The 19,041-nt window shown below is 61.7% G+C and carries 12 protein-coding genes; 6 read left to right on the top strand and 6 right to left on the bottom strand.

Features of this window, described 5'->3' with window-relative positions; genetic code table 11:
* The first annotated feature begins 95 nt into the window (after positions 1–95).
* The 4 genes from AC1DXO_RS00475 to gabT all read left to right on the top strand — a co-directional run bounded on the left by AC1DXO_RS00475 (position 96) and on the right by gabT (position 6,003).
* Positions 96–1,631, top strand: a complete 1,536-nt coding sequence (locus AC1DXO_RS00475) for an efflux transporter outer membrane subunit (protein ID WP_476976111.1) — start codon at positions 96–98, stop codon at positions 1,629–1,631.
* A gap of 11 nt (positions 1,632–1,642) precedes the next feature.
* Positions 1,643–2,737 carry an EmrA/EmrK family multidrug efflux transporter periplasmic adaptor subunit gene (locus AC1DXO_RS00470; RefSeq protein WP_476976110.1) on the top strand — a complete coding sequence of 365 codons (1,095 nt, stop codon included), beginning with the start codon at positions 1,643–1,645 and terminating at the stop codon, positions 2,735–2,737.
* Between the two features lie 113 nt (positions 2,738–2,850).
* On the top strand, positions 2,851–4,419 hold the full coding sequence (locus tag AC1DXO_RS00465) for a DHA2 family efflux MFS transporter permease subunit (protein ID WP_476976109.1): 1,569 nt from the start codon (positions 2,851–2,853) through the stop codon (positions 4,417–4,419).
* Positions 4,420–4,725: 306 nt separating this feature from the next.
* Entirely contained in the window at positions 4,726–6,003 is a 1,278-nt protein-coding gene (gabT, locus tag AC1DXO_RS00460) for a 4-aminobutyrate--2-oxoglutarate transaminase (protein ID WP_476976108.1), read from the top strand.
* On the opposite strand, the gene AC1DXO_RS00455 is transcribed toward gabT, so the two are convergent.
* Positions 6,000–6,689, bottom strand: coding sequence for a DUF6445 family protein (locus AC1DXO_RS00455; RefSeq protein WP_476976107.1), 690 nt, complete (start codon positions 6,687–6,689; stop codon positions 6,000–6,002). The genes gabT and AC1DXO_RS00455 overlap by 4 nt on opposite strands.
* 217 nt (positions 6,690–6,906) lie before the next feature.
* Here AC1DXO_RS00455 and AC1DXO_RS00450 point away from each other — a divergent pair, with 217 nt between their 5' ends.
* A complete protein-coding gene (locus AC1DXO_RS00450) occupies positions 6,907–7,620 on the top strand; it encodes a DUF6445 family protein (protein WP_476976106.1) in 714 nt (237 codons plus the stop codon).
* Positions 7,621–7,638: 18 nt separating this feature from the next.
* On the opposite strand, the gene AC1DXO_RS00445 is transcribed toward AC1DXO_RS00450, so the two are convergent.
* The 4 genes from AC1DXO_RS00445 to AC1DXO_RS00430 form a co-directional block, all read right to left on the bottom strand.
* A complete protein-coding gene (locus tag AC1DXO_RS00445) occupies positions 7,639–9,168 on the bottom strand; it encodes a tryptophan halogenase family protein (RefSeq protein ID WP_476976105.1) in 1,530 nt (509 codons plus the stop codon).
* A gap of 4 nt (positions 9,169–9,172) precedes the next feature.
* Entirely contained in the window at positions 9,173–10,675 is a 1,503-nt protein-coding gene (locus AC1DXO_RS00440; RefSeq protein WP_476976104.1) for a tryptophan halogenase family protein, read from the bottom strand.
* Entirely contained in the window at positions 10,668–12,224 is a 1,557-nt protein-coding gene (locus AC1DXO_RS00435; RefSeq protein ID WP_476976103.1) for a tryptophan halogenase family protein, read from the bottom strand. The genes AC1DXO_RS00440 and AC1DXO_RS00435 overlap by 8 nt, the downstream gene beginning before the upstream one ends.
* Before the next feature lie 296 nt (positions 12,225–12,520).
* Entirely contained in the window at positions 12,521–16,021 is a 3,501-nt protein-coding gene (locus AC1DXO_RS00430) for a TonB-dependent receptor (protein ID WP_476976102.1), read from the bottom strand.
* 585 nt (positions 16,022–16,606) lie between these two features.
* Between AC1DXO_RS00430 and AC1DXO_RS00425 the strand changes: the two genes are divergently transcribed.
* Entirely contained in the window at positions 16,607–17,629 is a 1,023-nt protein-coding gene (locus AC1DXO_RS00425; protein WP_476976101.1) for a cupin-like domain-containing protein, read from the top strand.
* Here the strand turns inward: AC1DXO_RS00425 and guaD are convergent.
* Positions 17,626–18,969, bottom strand: a complete 1,344-nt coding sequence (guaD, locus tag AC1DXO_RS00420) for a guanine deaminase (RefSeq protein WP_476976100.1) — start codon at positions 18,967–18,969, stop codon at positions 17,626–17,628. The genes AC1DXO_RS00425 and guaD overlap by 4 nt on opposite strands.
* Between the last annotated feature and the right edge of the window lie 72 nt (positions 18,970–19,041).

Genomic DNA, 19,041 nt, shown 5'->3' with positions numbered 1-19,041 from the left:
CTGTACAGTTTGCACTTGACTCGATTCGCATCCTAGCGCAAAGAAGTAGAACTGTACAGTACGGTTCACCTTTTTGTGTTTCTGAGGAACCTCACATGATTGCCCCCTCGCCATCCGTATCGCTCACGGCCAATTCGCCACGCGAACGCCTCCGCGGGGGCGGCGAAACGTCGCCGGCGCCCGGTCGGGCGCTGAAATCTGGTGTTGCCGCCACAGTTTCCCTGGCGGCCCTGCTGCTCGTCCTGGCCGGTTGCGCCAGCGTGCCCGAGGCGACGACGACCAAGCCTGTCGATCCGAACAGCCTGGCCGCCGATCAGATCCTGACCGGCCAGGGTGGCCAATGGCCGGCCCAGACCTGGTGGCAGGGTTTCAATGATCCGCAGCTCAACAGCCTGATGGACGAGGCCTTCGCCAATGCGCCAGACCTGCTGGCTGCCAAGGCGCGGCTGGAGAAGGCCCAGGCCTTCAGCGATCAAATCACGGCTGCGACCCAGGCCGACGCCAGCTTCAACGCCTCGCTGTCCGAGACCAAGCAAAGCCTGAACATGGGTTTCCCGGACGCGTTCAAGGACTTCCTGCTCGACGGCTATCATCCGTCGACACGGATCACGGTCGACGCCAATTACGATCTCGACCTGTGGGGCAAGAGCAAGGCCGCCATTCGCGGCGCGGCCGGCGCGCAGCAGGCTGCGCGCCTCGAAGCCGAGGTCGTGCGCCAGAACCTGGCCGTCGCCGTCGCACGCGCCTATGTCGAACTGGACCATCTTTATGAAACGCGCGATCATCTCGCCGAGCTGAAGCTGGGCGCCGATATCAAGCTCGACCTGTACCAGCAACGTGCCGACCATCACCTCGAGCCTCAGGACACCGTCCTTCTGGCTCGCGACGACCAGGCCAAGGCGGCAGGTCAGATCGCCGTGATCGATGGCGCCATCCGCACCCAAAGCAACCTGATCGCTGCCCTGGTCGGCGCCGGACCGGATCGCGGCCTAAGCCTGACGCGGCCGCACTTGGCGCCAACTGACGCCGCCGCCCTGCCCAACGATGTCCGCGCCAGCCTGCTGGGCCGCCGCCCCGACGTTGAAGCCGCCCGTTTGCGCGTCGAAGCCCAGGGTGAAAACATCAAATATGTTAGGGGCGACTTCTATCCCGACGTCAAGCTGAACGCCTATTTCGGTCTCCAGGCCATCGGCATCCCGCAACTGACCCAGTCGGGATCGGACATAGGCGGTGTCGGCCCAGCGCTCAGCCTGCCCCTGTTCCACCAGAAACGCCTAAACGCGTCCTACCACTCGGCCGAGGCCGATTACGACGACGCCGTCGCCACCTACGACCAGGCCTTGACCCGTGCCCTGCAGGACGTCGCCAATGCCGCCTCAGGCACCTTGTCGACCACCGACCAGCTCAAGGCCGCCCAAACCCGCCGCGACAGCGCCCAAACCACCTATGAACTCACCAAGGCACGCTTTGCCAGGGGTATCGGCACCAAGATCGACGTGCTGACAGCCCATGCGCGGGTTGTGATCGCTGACTCGACGCTCAGCGACCTGCAGGCCCAGGCCTATAACGACCGCATCAGCTTTATCGCCGCCCTGGGCGGCGGCTATTCCTCGACCACCGCTGCGAATTGAGTGACCCCGCCATGACCGACGACAGCCAAGCCCCTGCCGCCCCCGCTCCCAAGCCCGCCGCTTCGCGCTCACGCGGCCCCCTGTTCCTGATCTTCGGCGGCGTCGTTCTGCTGGCCGGCCTCGCCTACGGCGCCTATGCCGTCATCGAGGGCGGTAAGACGGTATCGACCGACAATGCCTATGTCGACGCCAGCTCTGCGGCCGTGACCTCGCAGGTCTCCGCCCCGGTCAAACAGGCCAATATCCACGATACCCAGACGGTCAAGGCGGGCGATATCCTGATCGTGCTCGACGACACCGACGCCCGCCTGGCGCTGGCCCAGGCCGAGGCTCAGCTCGACCAGGTGACGCGCCAGGTCGCGACCTATTACAACAACGACACCACCCTGGCCGCCCAGGCCAATGCCGGCGCCGCCAATGTCACCGGCGCCCAGGCCGCCCTCGACCAGGCGCAAAAGAACTATGACGACCGCAAGGCCCTGGTCGCCGTCGGCGCCGTGTCGGGCGAAGACCTGACGGCTGCCCGGGCGACGCTCGACCAGGCCGCTGCCGCGCTCAACGCTGCCAAGGCCCAGGCCCAGGCCGCCCAGGGACAGCGCGCCGCCAATGCCGCCCTGATTTCCAATGTCGACCTGAACAACAATCCGCAGGTCCAGAGCGCCCGGATCAAGGTCCAGCAAGCCCAGCTCGATCTCGACCGCACGGTCATTCGCGCACCGATCTCCGGCGTCATCGCCAAGAACCTGGTCGAGGTCGGCGGCCGTGTCCAGGTCGGCCAGACCCTGATGACCATCGTTCCGATCGACAATGCCTATGTCAACGCCAACTTCAAGGAAGTGCAGCTCAAGAAGGTCAAGATCGGCCAACCGGTCGAACTGACCGCCGACACCTACGGCCACGGCGTCAAGTACCATGGCAAGGTGATGGGTCTGTCGTCCGGCACCGGTTCGGCCTTCGCCGTCATCCCGGCGCAGAACGCCACCGGCAATTGGATCAAGGTGGTCCAGCGTCTGCCGGTGCGCATCGCGCTCGACCCCAAGGAACTGCAACAACACCCCCTGCGCGTCGGCATGAGCATGTCGGCCAAGATCGATGTGGAACATTAGTTGAGCTCAAGCGCCGCATGGCTCGCGCAAACGTGCGCGGCGGCCGGTCGGCCTTGCCAATTTTAGCACGCTAAAATTGGAGGTATAACCCAATGTAGGAAGGAACTGGACCCATGTCTGGTACCGATACGACGGCCGACGCCACGGGCGTCCTGCCAAAACCCGAGCGCGTCCAGCTGACCGGCATGACCCTGTGGCTGTGCGGCATCCTGCTGGCCCTGGCCAATTTCGTCGCCATCCTCGACGTCTCGATCGCCAATGTGTCCGTGCCCAATATCGCCGGGGCATTGAGCGCTTCGAACTCGCAGGGCCTTTGGGTCATCACCTCATATGCGGTGGCCGAGGCCATCTCCGTGCCCCTCACCGGCTGGCTGGCGGCGCGCTTCGGCACAGTGCGTGTCTTTTCCGTCGCCCTGATCGGTTTCGGCATCGCCTCCTTCCTGTGCGGCATCTCGCCGACGCTCGAGATCCTGGTTGTCGCCCGCATCCTGCAGGGCTTCTGCGGCGGCCCGCTGATGCCGCTGTCTCAGACCCTGCTGCTCACCATCTTCCCGAAGAAGCTGCAACCCGCCGCCATGGCCATCTGGGCTATCACTACCCTGATCGCCCCCGTCGCCGGCCCGGTCCTCGGCGGCACCCTGTGCGACAATTTCGGCTGGGGTTCGATCTTCCTCGTCAATGTGCCCGTCGCCATCGGCGCCGGCTTCCTGGTCTGGCGCTTCCTGTTCAGCCAGGAAACCCAGACAGTCAAGGCGCGCGTCGATGTCGTAGGCCTCCTGCTGCTCATCCTCTGGGTCGGCAGCCTGCAGATCATGCTCGACCTCGGCAAGGAAAACGACTGGTTCGAATCACCCTTCATCATCGGCCTGGCCCTGCTTGCCCTGGTCGGATTTATCGCATTTTTGATCTGGGAACTGACCGACGCCAACCCGATCGTCGACCTGCGCATCTTCCGCCACCGCGGCTTTACCCTCGCCATGGTCTGTCTGGCCCTGATGATTGGCTCCTTCTTTGCCATCAATGTCATTGCGCCACTGTGGATGCAGACCAATCTCGGCTGGAACGCCACCTGGGCCGGCAACGCCACGGGCATGATCGGTATCCTGGCCATCTTCGCCGCGCCCATTGCTTCGCAGCTGACGACTAAGGTCGATCCGCGTAAGCTGATCTTCTGCGGTGTCATGTGGCTGGCCTTCATCACCTTCATGCGCAGCCATGGCACGACGGGCATGAGCTTCGGCCAGATCACGACCTGGATCTTCCTGGCCGGCGCAGGCATGCCCTTCTTCTTCATGCCGCTGATCTCGATCTCGATGAGTTCGGTCAACCCCAGCGAAATGGCCTCGGCCTCGGGCCTGCAGAACTTTATCCGCACCATGGCCGGCGCGGTCGCCACATCGTTCGTTGCCACCGCCTGGGAAAACGCCGCCAATGCCAACCACGCCAAGCTGGCCGACCACATGAACGGCAATGCCAGCCAGGCCATCGCCGGACTGACCGCCGGCGGCATGCCACCGGCCGCCGCCCTGGGCACGGTCGACAATATGGTTCAGGGCCAGGCCGTCATGCTGGCGACCAATGAAATCTTCATGGGCGCCTCGATCGTCTTCGTCTGCTGCGCCTTCCTGGCCTGGACCTTGCCCAAGCCCAAAGGCGCGGTCGATCTGAGTAGTGTGCATTGACGTGACATAATCATCCTCCCACAGTCACAGCCATGCAGGGCCTTGGGAGGCGGCGAAGATAGTTTTAACCGCAGATTTCGCCGATTTACGCAGATTTTTCAGAGCATTATTCGTTTCCTTCGATCGCGAAGCGATCATTTGATCGGTCAACTCATCGTCACTAATCAGGGCGAGCTCTGAAAAATCTGCGTAAATCGGCGAAATCTGCGGTTAAATATCCTTTGTTTTAGGGCGTCGATCTTGGCAAATGTATCTGGAAAATTGTGATCACAATATGCTATCTGCGGGCTATCTCAGGAGCCCGACATGACCCGCAATTCCGATCTCGCCGCCCGCCGAGCCGCCGCCGTTGCCCGCGGCGTCGGCCACGCCACAACCCTGTTTGCCGACCGGGCTGAGAACGCCGAACTGTGGGATGCCGACGGTAACCGCTTCATCGACTTCGCCGGCGGGATCGCCGTGCTCAATACCGGCCACCGCCACCCGAAAGTCCAGGCGGCCGCCCTGGCCCAGATGAACGCCTTTACCCATACCGCGTTCCAGGTCGTGCCCTACGAGCCCTATATCGCGCTGGCCGAGCGTCTGAACGCCCTGGCGCCGATCGATGGGCCCGCCAAGTCGGTCCTGTTCACCACTGGCTCCGAAGCCGTCGAAAACGCCGTCAAGATTGCCCGTTGCCATACCAGACGCGACGGCATCATCGCCTTTTCCGGCGGTTTTCACGGCCGGACGGCCCTGACCTCGGCCCTGACCGGCAAGGTCGTGCCCTACAAAAAGGATCTCGGCCCGCAGCAGCCCGGCGTCTATCACCTACCCTTCCCGGTCGAGGCCCACGGCATCGATACGGATATGACGCTGAAGATGCTGGACTATCTGTTCAAGGCCGATATCGCGCCCGACGCGGTCGCCGCGATCATTATAGAGCCCGTCCAGGGCGAAGGCGGATTTCTCATCACCCCGCCCGAACTGATGCGCGCCCTGCGCAAGATCTGCGACGAGCACGGCATCCTGCTGATTGCCGACGAGGTCCAGACCGGTTTTGGCCGCACCGGCAAACTGTTCGCCATGGAAAATTACGACGTCAAGCCGGACCTGATGACCATGGCCAAGTCGCTGGCCGGGGGTTACCCGCTGTCGGGTGTCGTCGGCCGCGGCGAGGTCATGGATGCGCCCGTCGTCGGCGGCCTGGGCGGCACCTATGGCGGCAATCCGGTTGCCTGCGCTGCGGCCCTGGCCGTCCTCGATGTGATTGAAGAGGAAGGCCTGCTCGACGCCGCCAATCGTCAGGGCGGCAGGATGAAGGCCCGCATTACCGCCCTGGCCCAGCGCAATGACACAGCCCCGATCAGCAGCCTGCGCGGTCTGGGCGCCATGATCGCCTTTGATATCGTGACCGAACGCGGCAGTTTCACGCCCGACGCCGTCAGGACCAAGCAGATCACGACCAAGGCCCAGGAGAACGGCCTGATCCTGCTGTCATGCGGCGTCTATGGCAACACGATCCGCCTGCTGGCGCCGCTTACCGCCAGCGACGACATTCTGGACGAAGGTCTGGACAAGCTGGAAGCCGCCTTGACGGTTTAGGCCAGCGCCCCGATAAAGACGTTGCCGGTGAGCCGGCCCAGGCGCGGATTGGAGCTGTAGTTGAAATTGTCGGGAATAATGCCCGAATGCAGCAGGTTGCCGGGATAGATGATCGCACGGTTATACCGCGCCTCGACCCGGGCGATTTCCAGGAAACCGTTGCCGTCGCCGTCCTGGTAACCGTGCGACTGGCCCAAAGCCGCCAGGTCCCGTTCGCGGCCGGCGCGGTAGGCATCGATACGGTCGGGCGTCATCAGCTCGAAACCGGTGCTTTCGTGGCGGTAGAAGGCTGTCGCGCCCGCCGGATGCGGCGACAGATAATGCAGGATGGCGAAGCCGCCCATCTCGAAGTGGTCGAAATGTGGGATGGTCTGCAGCGGTTGCAACGCCTCGGGCGGCTTGGTGACCAGCGAGAAGCCGGCGTCGAGGATGTCGTATTTGTTGACACCATAGACAGAGCTCATAACCCCGGACAGGCTGGCGCAGATGGCGCGGACATAGTCGAACGCCTCACCGTCCGAGGGGATGATGCGGGCGCGGCGGCCTGGATAATAGTGTCCCTCCTGGCTGGGGAACGGCGCCATGTCGACCGCCAGTTCGACGATGCGGTCCGGCTCCTGGACGAATTCGTCGATGATGACGATGGCCGTTTGCTCAAGCCCGACTCTGACAGTTTGTAATGACACGCGCCTGCTCCCTGGAGCGCAATCCAATAAAGGGGATGCCACCGCTCGGGCGGCCCCGTTTTCGGTTAAATTGCGCTATAAAACAATAAATTAGAGCAAAATGATGATTCTATCTAAAGTCATTTTGCTCTGGTTTCCGTTTCCTTGTGTAACATATTCGTCGCTGTTGCAATTCCGGGCCGGAGATTTAGGATGCGGTAAAGTTTGAGGACACGTCATGACCGCCACCCCTCCGCCACAGTTGACCCTCAATGCGCGGCCGCGCATCGATATCCGGCCCCTTGGGACGGACGGGGCAGTATTCGTCATCGACGATGTACTCGACGATCCGCAACTGCTGATCGACCATGCCATCTCCCTGCCGTTCGGTTCACCGCCGGAGGGATCGAAATATCCGGGCCTGGTTGCGCCAGTGCCCTCGGACTACCTGAACCTGATCGCAGGGGTGCTGCAGCGGCCGATGATCGAGGTCTTCGGACTCTATCCGGAACGCCGCCTGCCCGCGTACGGCTTTTTCGGACTGGCGACCGTGCCGCCCGACCATATGATACCAGCCCAGGCGGCGCCGCATACCGACGCTCATAAACAGAACAGCTACGCCACCGTCCACTATCTCAGCCGGCTGTCGTTCGGCGGCACGGCCTTTTATCGTCACAAGGCAACCGGCGCCACCCTGGTCACACCGATCGGCAGCGACAAGTTCAACTACACGCGGCGCCGCGAGCTGGCAGGATTGGAAGGGCAGCCGGTCGCAGCGATCCGGGACCTGTATGAGGAGATCGACTATATCGAACCCGTGTTCAACCGGCTGATCCTGTATCGCGCCGGGCAGCTGCACTCGGCGCGCATGGAAGACGGCGTCCCGCTGAGCGCCCATCCGCGTGCCGGACGGCTGACGGCCAATCTGTTTTTCAACACAGAAGGACTATAGCGCAGGGGGACTATAGCGTCAGCCTGCCATGTGAATCTTCAGCGCGTCCGAGGCGCAGTTGCGCAGGATATGTTCCTCATGCGCCGGCAGGCCCTTGACGCGGTCCAGCACCGCCGCACGCCAGCGGCCCAGTTGCAGGCGCAGGTCGTCGTCGTCCATGGTGTCGGCCGCGGGGTGGTAGTCCTCCGGCACCAGGCCCTGGCCGGTGAGCACCGCCACCCAGCTGACCTCCTTGAACAGGTCCTGTTCTGCCGCAAGGGTCTGCGACGTGCCGCGGAAGACGTCGAGCCGCGCCTGCAGGCTGTCGGGAATGCTCATATTGCGCACGTACCGCCACAAAGGCGTGTCGTCGCGCTCGGTCACCTTGTAGTGCGCGATGATGAAGTCCTTGATATTGTCGTAGGCGGCTTCCATCTGGCGATTATATTCGTCGATAATGTGCGGATTGAAGCCATGGCGCGGAAAGAAAGCCAGGAATTTGAAGGCGCCGGCATGGATCAGGTGGATGCTGGTCGATTCCAACGGTTCGAGGAAACCCGAAGCCAGGCCCAGCGCCACTACGTTCTTCTTCCATATCTCGCGTCGCCGGCCGGTGACGAAGCGCAGGACCCTTGGATCGGCCTGGGGCTTGCCATCCAGCCGGGTAAGCAGGGTCGATACCGCCTCGTCCTCGCTGATATAGCTGTCGCAGAAGACGTAACCGTTGCCGGTGCGGTGCTGCAGCGGGATACGCCACTGCCAGCCGGCTTCGCGCGCGGTGGCGCGGGTATAGGGCGTCAGCACTTCGGTGCGTTCGCACGGCACCGCCGCCGCCCGGTTCATCGGCAACCAACGGCTCCAGTCGTCATAACCGGCATGCAGAGTCTGTTCGATCAGCAAGCCGCGGAAACCCGAGCAGTCGACGAACAGGTCGCCCGCGATCTGCCGGCCATCCTCCAACTGGACAGCGGTGATAAAACCGCTATCCGTGTCCTGATGGACCTGGACGATCTTGCCTTCCTGGCGGACGACACCGCGTTTTTCCGAATAACCGCGCAGGAATTTGGCGTAGAGCGCCGCGTCGAAATGGTAGGCGTAGTTGATCCCGGGCTTGCCGGGTTCCGGCCGGGCCAACCTGCCGAAGCGGCCGAGCGCCGCCGCCTCGGTTTCGGCATTGTACTTGCCGATATCGACCTCAGTCATGCCGGTACGATGATAGTGCCGGAAATAATAGTGCGGGAAGGAAAAGCCGTCGATATCGATGCCGAACTTGCCGAACGGATGGAAGTAGCGGTGGTTCAGGCGCCGCCAGTCGATAAACTCTATCCCGAGCTTGAACGAGGCATTGGTTGCGCGGATGAACTCGTTCTCGTCTATGCCGAGGAAGTGGTTGTATTCCTGGATCGGCGGGATGGTCGCTTCGCCGACCCCTACCGTGCCAATGTCCTCGGATTCGACCAGAGTGATGTCGTACTGGTGCGTGCCCAGCGCCTTGACGAAGGCCGCAGCCGCCATCCAGCCGGCCGTGCCGCCGCCGACAATCACGATTTTTCTTACCTGAGACTGCATTGTCTTACACCTGAGCGGGAGCGCCGAGATAGGCTTCCATGGGTTTCATAGGCTCCACATTCATACGGATAAAGCTGAGGATTTTCTGGAAATGCTGAATGGCCTCGGCGTCCGGCGTCTGGTCCGCCACGGGATCGTAGGCACGCGGCATTAGTCCATGGCCAAACAGCATGGACAGCCAGTCGTCCTCCTCGAAGGTTTCGTCGTCATAGAGGATGATATTGCCACGGGCAGCGAACAGTTCGAGCTTGTAGCGCAGCGTTTCCGGCACTTCGATGGTCCGGCAGTGATCCCAGAACGGCTGGTCGAAACGCTGGTTCAGCACATAGTGGCAGAGCTGGTAGTCGCGGATGCGCTCGATGGCGCCCCGGGCGTTCTTGTTATATTCGGCGCTCTCGATCGTGCAGTCGCGAGTGAGCGGGAATAGTGAGATCAGGTGCGACAGGCCGATCAGATTGACGTGCAGGCGAACATTGTCGATCGGATCGAGGACAACTGCCGCCTCACCGATCGCGACGCAGTTCTTCTCCCAGTAAACGCTGCGCGTACCGACACTGAGTGGAGTCAGGATGGCATTGGGATTGAGGCGCAGGCCAGAGACGATGCCGGCCGCCTCCAGCGCCTGTTCATCCGTCATGTCGACACTGGTATAGACCTGCTGGACGGCTGTGCAATTGCGCAACGGATAAAGCCCGGTCCATCCCGAGCGGAAGGCGGCGACCTGACTGAAACTGGGTAGTGGCGACAGAGGCGGCGCATAGGTGGTCAACATGCGGTCGCAGGCGAACCACTTTTTCCACGACTCGAAGCCGACGCCCAACCCACCCCCGAGTAGCAGACTTTCGGCACCGGTGGCGTCGACGAAGAAATCGCCTTCGACGCTCTGGCCGTTGGTCAGCTTGAGGACGGTGATACCGCCACCCTCCGCGTCGCGCACGACCTCGGCAATGCGGCCTGCCACCGTCTTGACGCCGCGCTCGACGGCAATTGCCTTCAGGACATGGCAATAGCCCTGGGCGCCGAGATGATAGCCGTAGTCGCAAATGGCAAAGCCGTCGGTCTCGGCACCGGGCAGGAAGAAGCGGCCCTGCTTGGCAGCGGCGGCGTTGATCGAGAAATCCTCGAACTCCGCCTTCAGCCCCATGGCACGCGCCTTGAGCCAATAGTGATGGAACGTCACCTGGTTCAGCGGCCGGCCGTAGGTCGAGTAGCCATGGATAAAGGGCGGACGGGTTTTCGACCAGTTGGAGAAACGCTGGCCCAGGGTATAGGTGGCGGCGGCGGTCTGCATGACGGCGGCTTCATCGATGCCCAGCAGGCTGTGATAAGCCTCCAACTGCTTGAGGGCCGGCAGAACATCGCCCGCGCGCAACAGGCTCGGCAGTTCGACCACGGTGATGTCGAGGCCGGTATGGCCGAGCGCCCGCCACAGTATGTTGGCGGACAACCAGGCGGATTCGTCGCGGCCGACAATGACGACCTTGGAGATGCGATCGTGATCAGCCACGGGCGATCTCCGTCATTGCGGAATTTGGCGCCGCGTTCGGGTCGAAGCAATAGTCGCGCAGGAAGTCGGCGTGAGTCGGAAGGGCGTCGACATTGACGGAAACGCGGTCTCGCATCTCCTCCATCCGGGTGACCACCGTGTCCAGCGCCATGTTGTCGACCTGTCGGTCGTAATTGCGCGGGAAGATGCGTTGCCCGGTATAGACGGCGACCCAACTGGGCGGCGCGAACAGCCCGTCGCGGTAGCGGTGGATATGGCCGCGGTGGCGGTAGGTTTCCATGCGCGCCTGCAAGGTATCGGGCACGGTCATCTCACGGACATAGCGCCACATACCCGTCGGATCTTCCGCCGCCGTCTTCTGGTTGGCGTGATAGTGCAGGATAAGGAAGTCGCGCACCCGGTCGTATTCGATATCGACCAGGCGGTTGAACTCGTCGATCAGTTTCGGTTCGTAAGTCCGGCCCGGAAACAGACGCATCATGAAATCGGTCGCCGCTTGGGCGAGATAGATGCTGGTAGATTCCAGCGGCTCCAGGAAGCCGGAAGCCAGGCCGATAGCGACGCAGTTCTTGGTCCACGAAAACTTGCGCCGCCCTGCCTGGAACTTGAGCAGGCGGGGTTCGGCCTGGGCGGGACCGTCAAGCGCCCCCATCAACACCTCGGCGGCGCGCTCTTCCGTGGTGAACTGGCTGGAAAAGACGTAGCCGTTGCCGGTACGGTGCTGCAGCGGGATGCGCCACGTCCAGCCGGCCTCGCGCGCCGTGGCGCGGGTGTAGGGCGTGAAATCACCGGTGCGGTCGCACGGCACGGCAAGGGCGCGGTCGCAGGGCAGCCAGCTCGTCCAGTCTTCCCATGCCGAGTTCAGGGTCTGGCCGATGATCAAGCCACGAAAGCCCGAGCAGTCGACGAACAGGTCGCCCTCGATCTCTTCGCCGGATTGCAGGGTTAGCGAACGGACGAAACCGTCCTCGGGACGCAGATTGACCGAGACCACCTTGCCCTCGATACGCTGCAGACCGCGCGCCTGCGTCCATTTGCGGAGATAGCGGGCGTAGAGCACGGCGTCGAAATGATAGGCATAGGCGAAGGTAGAGCGCACGGAGCGCTGATCTTCGGACGGGAAATCGAACTTCAGCCGGCGGCAGGCGACGATAGGGAACGAATAGTCTTCAAGGTCGGAAAGATGGCCGTTCTGCTTCATTTTCAGCCAGTACTGAAACAAAGGTACACCGTTGATCGCCTGGCCATGGATACCGAACGGGTGGATATAGCTGTCGCCGTCGCGCCCCCAGTTGCGGAAATCGATGCCCAGCTTGAAGGTAGCATTGGTCTCGCGCATGAATTCGCGCTCATCCAGACCAAGATAGTCGTTGAAATTCTTCAGCTGCGGCAGGGTGGCTTCGCCGACGCCAACCGTGCCGATCTCATCGGATTCGATCAGCCTTACTGTACAGAATTCGGGCTTGAAGGACTTGGACAGGCCCGCCGCGGCCATCCAGCCGGCGGTGCCGCCGCCCAGAATAACGATTCGAATGGGTGCCTGGGTCATGACCGCCTTCTGTCTTCTCGTCCGTTGCTCTTGTTAATCGGAGGCCTTGCCGATCCGGCAGTCCGTTGTTTTGAGTCTTGCGTCTACATGGATTCAGCGTCAAGCGCCAATCGGCCAAAAAGCCGTTACTGCGCCAAAGTCTCGCACTTCGCTGATCCGGTTTGGCCAGCGAGAGCCAGCGGATCTCTGCGCGCTCAAAAGGCTACCCGGCGATAGCGCGGGACTTTCGAGCGAGGTAAAATAAAGACGCGCTGTTCTTTCGAACAGCGCGCCTCTTTTAGGTTGGTAACCGCGTCTTAGTACTTGATGCGGATCGAAGCCTGCAGACGGCGGTCATTCTTGAACCACGACGCAGGGAGGATAACCGTCGCGCGGTTGGTCCCGTCGCTCATCGGACCGTCGACTTGCTGCATCAGGACCGTTTCGGTGCTGAGCAGGTTCGAGCCTTCGAGCGAGACTTCGTAGTGGTCGTTGATGCGGTAGGCGACGCGGGCGTCGAGGAAGCCGGCGGCCTTCTGCCAGATCGGGAAGGCGATACAGCAATCCTGCGACGTGACCAGATACTTGGAACGCCAGTTGTAAGCCACGCGGCCAGACCAGGCACCCTTTTCGTACATGCCGATCAGGTTGTAGGTATTGTCCGACAAACCTTCCAGCGGGAGGCCGGTGAAGCTGAGCGCCGCAACCGAGGTGCCGCCGCCGGTTTGACCCGACGAACCGTCACCCGAGTTGGTCACAACGTTCGAGCTGGTAATGCCGCTGTTAACCAGGTGCGTGTAGTTGGCCTGGACGCCGAAGCCGTTCCATGGCGCCGGCAAGCTGTCAAAGAAGGACTGGTATGTCACTTCGAAGCCCTTGATCGACGCGCCCTCACCGTTGATTGGACCACTGATTTCCACGTCGCGGGTCACGCCGGCATTGGTGAACTGCGAGACATATTTGCCATACTGAATGTAGTCGTGGAACTTCTTGTAGAACAGGTTGAAAGTGAAGCTGCCCGTCGACGAGAAGTAGTTTTCGACCGACAGGTCGAACTGGTCAGCGGTCACCGGCTTGAGGTACGGGTTGTTGGCCGAACCGGTGTATTTGACCTTCGTCTTGACGATATTACCATTGGCGTCGCACTCGAAAGGCGTATTTGCCGTCGGGTGATGACAATCGTAATCCGCCGCCGTCAGACTGGATTCGGGATGCACGAAGCCCCGGCCGACAGACGTATAGGCCTTCAGGTTGCCGATATCCGGACGCGACATGGCACGCGACGCCGCAAAGCGCACAAACCACTTGTCAGTAATACCGAGGCGGACGTTGAAGCTGGGCAGGAAGTTGCGGTGCGTCGCGGTGAAGGTCTGCGCCGTGTTGTTGACCGTGCCCGCGAACTTGCGGTCGCCGGTCCAGTTCGCCGGATTATTGACGTAGGCACTGGCCGCGGCCACTTGCGCCGTATACGCAGCGGAGGGGGTACCTCCCGGTGCCGGCGGCGCGGCGGTAACCGCGGGCGGCGTGCCAATCAGGCCCTCGACATAGTAGTTGAGGCTGGGGTGGGCAGGTCCGCCACCGTTCGGCGTAACGACCGGATTCCAGTCGTAGACCGTGCTATCCTGATAGTTGACGCCGCCGGTGCTCTGGTTGAACGTTTCGACGTAGCGAAGACCGATATTGCCAACCACGGTCCAGCCTAGCAGGGTGGCATCATTGCCGCCGAACTTCAGTTGCACGTAGGCCGCCTTCGTTTCTTCCTGCACGTCGGCCAGTTCCGCCGGACGGAAGCAGCCGTCAAGCTTGCCGTAGTCACTGGCACTCTGGGTACCGCGCATTTCACCGCTGCGATGACAGATCGGCGACCAGGTATTCGAGTTCCCGCCACCCTGATATTGCGGCTGGTAATGGCTGGAGTCGAACGTCGTGGCGTAGCCTTCGCGATCCTTCACATTGTCGATGTTGAAGAAGATGCCGTCCGACACGTTGGTCGCCCCGCCGCCGTAGAAGTTCGGATCGAACTGCACGATGCCGTAGGCCTCCTGCTGGCCAGCCGGCCAGGCGCTGCCTGTGACGTAGAAGTTGTTGGCGTCATAGTTCGACCAGTTGTTGACAACCGCCGACCAGTTGTAGGTCGTCCAGCGGATATTCTGCTCACGGTTGGCATAACGCACGCCGGCCTTCAGGGTGTTCAGCCACGGCGAGTCGAAGCTATAGGCCAGGTCGAGACGGGTGGCGAATTCATTGCCGTCCGAATTGGTGACGTGGTCCATGATCCATGGCACGCGGTAGTTATGCGGGTTGGTCAGGTAGCTCTCGCCGGTAGTGGCGCCAGGCGCCATGTACCAGCCGACCGGGCTCGCCGCGACATTGATGATCGGATGTTCGCCCGTGGCGTCAATATTGACCTGGGCAAATGTCGACGTCTCGGTCGAGATGTCGTAATTTTCCTGGATCGCGTCGACACTCTGGATGTCGAAGTTGACCTTCAGGCGATCCGTCGGATCCCATTTGAAGTTGAACGAGATGTCCTTGGTGTCGTTGGTGCTGTCACTCCAGCGAGTGTCGTTGGAGTAGGCCGTCGCGCGCTGGGTCGGGAACTTGTCCGCGCAGGCGCCTTCCCAAGAATAGCAGCCGCGGTTCAGGCCGTTCGGCGAAGTCGAGCCTACCGGATTCGTCCACGAACCGTACCAGGCGCCGTTGCTACCAACCAGTGCGCCGCTTTGGAAACTGCCGTCGTCATTGAACTTGCACTTCGTGTTGACCCGGAGGGAGACGTCCGTGTCCTGCGAATTGTTGCCGGCACATTCGACGTTACCGCCGTTCGAGTGAAAATTGATCGGCTGGGCCCAGGCGTCGGCGCCGGTCGAAGCCGTGGCGACATATTCTTCCCACTGTTCAACCTTCTTCGAGCGGTTGTACTGCAGGGTGGCCACCATGGTGTGGTCTTTGTTCTGCCACTGGCCGGCCAGCGAGATGCCGTCACGAACGCGGTCGTAGACGTTGTCGCGCAGGGCGATCGACACCGGAATATAAACGGTCGGCTTACCCCAGTAGCCGGCATTGTCGATCGGAACGATACGGCCGTACTGGATGCCTTCCGAGTTTGTATAGACCTGTGAATGCGCGCCATTGATCATCAGGCCGAATTCACCGAGTTCGGTGTCCCAGCGGTCGGCATAGATGCCCGACACGGCGAAGGCGCCTTCCTTGACGAGGTCGCCGTAGGTATATTCGGCGGTACCAGCCAGGACGCGGCCCTTCTGGTCAAAGGGCAGACGGGTGCGCAGGTTGATCGTGCCGGCGATGCCGCCTTCGATCAGTTCGGCGGTCTGGTTCTTGTAGGTGTCAACGCCGCCCATCAGTTCCGGCGAAACGTCCGACCATGACAAGCCGCGCGACGAGTCGGCAGTGAAGATGTCACGGCCGTTGAATTCCGAACGGACCTGCTGCAGGCCGCGGACCACGACGCCTGACGGTTCAGCCGAGAAGTGAGCCGTATCGCCGGTGGCGGCGAAGCGGTTCACGGTGATGCCGGCGACGCGTTGCAGGGCTTCAGCGACCGACTTGTCCGGGAACGAGCCGATATCATTGGCCGTGATCGAATCGACGATCGTATCAGCGTCCTTCTTGATCTGCTGCGCGGTCTTCAGCGATTTACGCACGCCGACGACCACGACCTCCTGAGCCTCACCGCCATTGGCGGCAGGCTGGTCCTGAGCGGCGACGGGGGCGGCCATGGCCAGTCCCGTTAACGCTACCAAAGACACTCCGCCCATCAGCAGCCCGGCGTGGACCTTACCGTTAAAACGTCTCATATTTCTCTTCTCCCTTATGACCTTACGCGGCAGGCCCGAGCTCCTGCCGCGATGGTGACTTATGACCTGACGCGGTAGACCGAGAATCCGGCCGCGAAGGACGACTACAAAACAGTAACCAGTGTCGAGGCTTAACGCAGTTTCGTAAACAGGTCGTATCCGCCATATTCTATTTGGTAAGGCGAACCGGCTTTCCGAGCGCCGATTTGACTGCCCCGTCAAAAATTTGATTGGGGCGAGTCAACACCTTAACAAAACCATATGTGCTTTTTGGATGACCAGTAACGCTTCTCGACCTGATTTTTTATTTCGTATTTCATTTGTTATATAACTGTCAGGAAAATGCCAGTCCGTTTTGCAGTATGATGGCAATAATGTGCTGCCATAATGGCACGAATGCCACACTTTCGCCACGGGTGGGCCATGACAGCGCTGGACATAAGGTCTTGGTTGCGTTTCGAAATTTTGCGAAGCCGGCGCTGCGACGCAAAAATTAACCACATATCGCCCTCATTTCGACCAGGCCTTGCCCGGCACGTCAACCTGGCCTAGGAATGAGACCCGTCTTTGTTTTCCGGTCCTGTCATGCAGTCCACGCTTAACCTGTCGCCCGTCCGTCGCGACGACAAGGTTACACCGCAAACCTTCGTCGCGGAGATTTTACCGAAAGGCCAGCCCGTCCTGATGAAGGGGTTGCTGAATGACTGGCCGGCGGTCGCCATAGGCCGCTCCGGCGCCGGGGCAACGGCAGTTTACCTGAAAAGCTTAGATCGCGGCAACCCGGCCTCCGTGCTGGAGGCTAATGCCGCTGTTCAGGGCCGGTTCGCCTACGGGCCGGATATGTACGACTTCAACTTCCACCGCCGGACCAAGTCGATCTCAGCAGCGATCGACCAGCTCCTGGCGGCGATGGAGCACCCGAACCCGCCCTATATCTATATCCAGTCGACGCCGATCGCCGACCATCTGCCGGGGTTTTTGCGCGACAATGTCCATCCGCTGGTCCCGCCGGCCATTGCACCACGCATCTGGATCAGCAACGCCTCGCGCGCCCAGACGCATAACGATCACGACCACAACCTGGCCTGTGTGATTGCCGGCCATCGACGCTTTATCCTGTTTCCGCCGGAGCAGGTGAAAAACCTGTATATCGGACCCATGGACCATACACCGTCGGGCCGCGCCATCAGCCTGGCGAGCCTGGAGGAGCCTGATTTCGAGCGTTTCCCGCGTCTTAAGGAGGCTTTGGAGGCCGCCCAAGTCGCCGAAATGGAGCCAGGCGACGTACTCTACGTGCCGAAATACTGGTGGCACCACGTCCAGTCGCTGGATCGGTTCAATGTCCTGGTCAACTACTGGTGGGGCAACAGCGCCGACACCCTGGATAACCCGGTGGCGGCGTTCCTGGCCGGATTGACCGCGCTGAAAGGGCTGAGCCCGGCCGACAAGAGCTACTGGAAGACGATGTTCGACTACTACATCTTTGAAACCGAGGGCGATCCGGTGGCGCATATTCCACCGGCCCACCGCAGCGCTCTGGGCCCGTCGACGCCGAAGATCCGCGCCGAACTGATCCGGCAACTGAAGAAGATGGCGGGGGATTCTTAGACGCGGGCCTCGCCTCCCACCCAGACACGGGTGATATTGGCTTTCGACGCCGTATAGAGGATCTTTTGCAGACCGTTCTCGATGCCGTCATAGCCCTCCATCAGGCGGACACTGCCGCCCGGCGCCTGCGGATCGACCAGGACAGCGTCGAACATCCGCCCGGGTTCGAAACTGCCGACGGGCAGGTCCAGCGCCTCGGCGCCACCCTTGGTGGCCAGATAAAAGGCCGTACGCCAGTCGATGCGCGTGCCCGCGACGCCGCGCTGGTCAACAGGCCTGTCGGCATCGACACCGTCCTCGAGCAGACGCGACGCGAGGACGGCGGCACGCAGGCTGTCCGGCAGGAAGGACGACGGACCACCCGATATATCGCTGCCCAGGCCAACGCGAATACCCTTGTCCAGGGCGCGGCGCAGCGGAAAGACGGCGTTGGAGAAGTAGGCGTTGGACAGCGGGCAATGGGCGATACCGGCGCCGCGCCCGGCGATCGTCGTCATGTCTCCGTCACCGATAAAATTGGCATGGGCCAGGATGGTGTGCCGCGTCAGCAGGCCGAAATGATCGAGCGTATCCGTGTCGCTGATCCCATGGCGATCCAGGACATAGCGGTGCTGCCAGTCGCTTTCCGAACAATGGGTCTGGATGTGGCAGCCGCAACGGCGCGCTATGTCGCCCAACCCTTCCAGCGCCGCATCGGTGCACGATGGGATAAAGCGCGGCGTCACCACCGGCCTCACCTGCGACGCCGCATTGTCTGGATGGGCGCGCAGCCAGGCGATGAAATCGTCCGTACCGCGTAAGGCGCCATCGGTCGATACGTCGCGATAGCTGTCGGGGCATTGATCCGGATTGTCCATGACCACCTTGCCGATCAGGGCGCGCTGGCCCTTTTCGAGGCAGATATCGGCCAGCAGCCGCGTGGCGTCCTGATGGACGGTGGCGAAATACAGCGCCGTGGTCGTGCCATTCGACAGCAGGTCGTCGACCAGGCCGCTATAGGCGACGCGCGCGAAGGCCAGGTCGGCATAACGCGCCTCCAGCGGAAAGGTGCGCTGCTGCAGCCAGTCTTCCAGCGGCAGATCCAGCGCCGTGCCGATCTGCGGCCATTGCGGCGCATGGATATGCAGGTCACAAAACCCGGGCAGGACATAGGCGTGTTCCGGCAGGGTCTCGACCGGTCCCGCCGTCAGTGCCGCCTGGTAGCCGTCGTCGTCAGGGCTCAGCACCGACAGGATCCGACCCTCGCCATCGACGCTGATCAGGACCTTGTCGAGACAGTCCACCTGCCCCAATACCGGCGCATGACAAAAACGGCCGAGATAGCTGTGCAGACGGCTCATAGGCGAGCAGGCTCCTTATCCTGTAACGATTTCCGATATGAACGGCTCACGGCGCAAGAATCAAGTGAAACG

The sequence above is a fragment of the Asticcacaulis sp. P2_C5 genome (assembly GCF_056404555.1).
The sequence above is the reverse complement of the archived record's forward strand: the minus strand, read 5'-3'. Positions and strand labels throughout refer to the sequence as shown.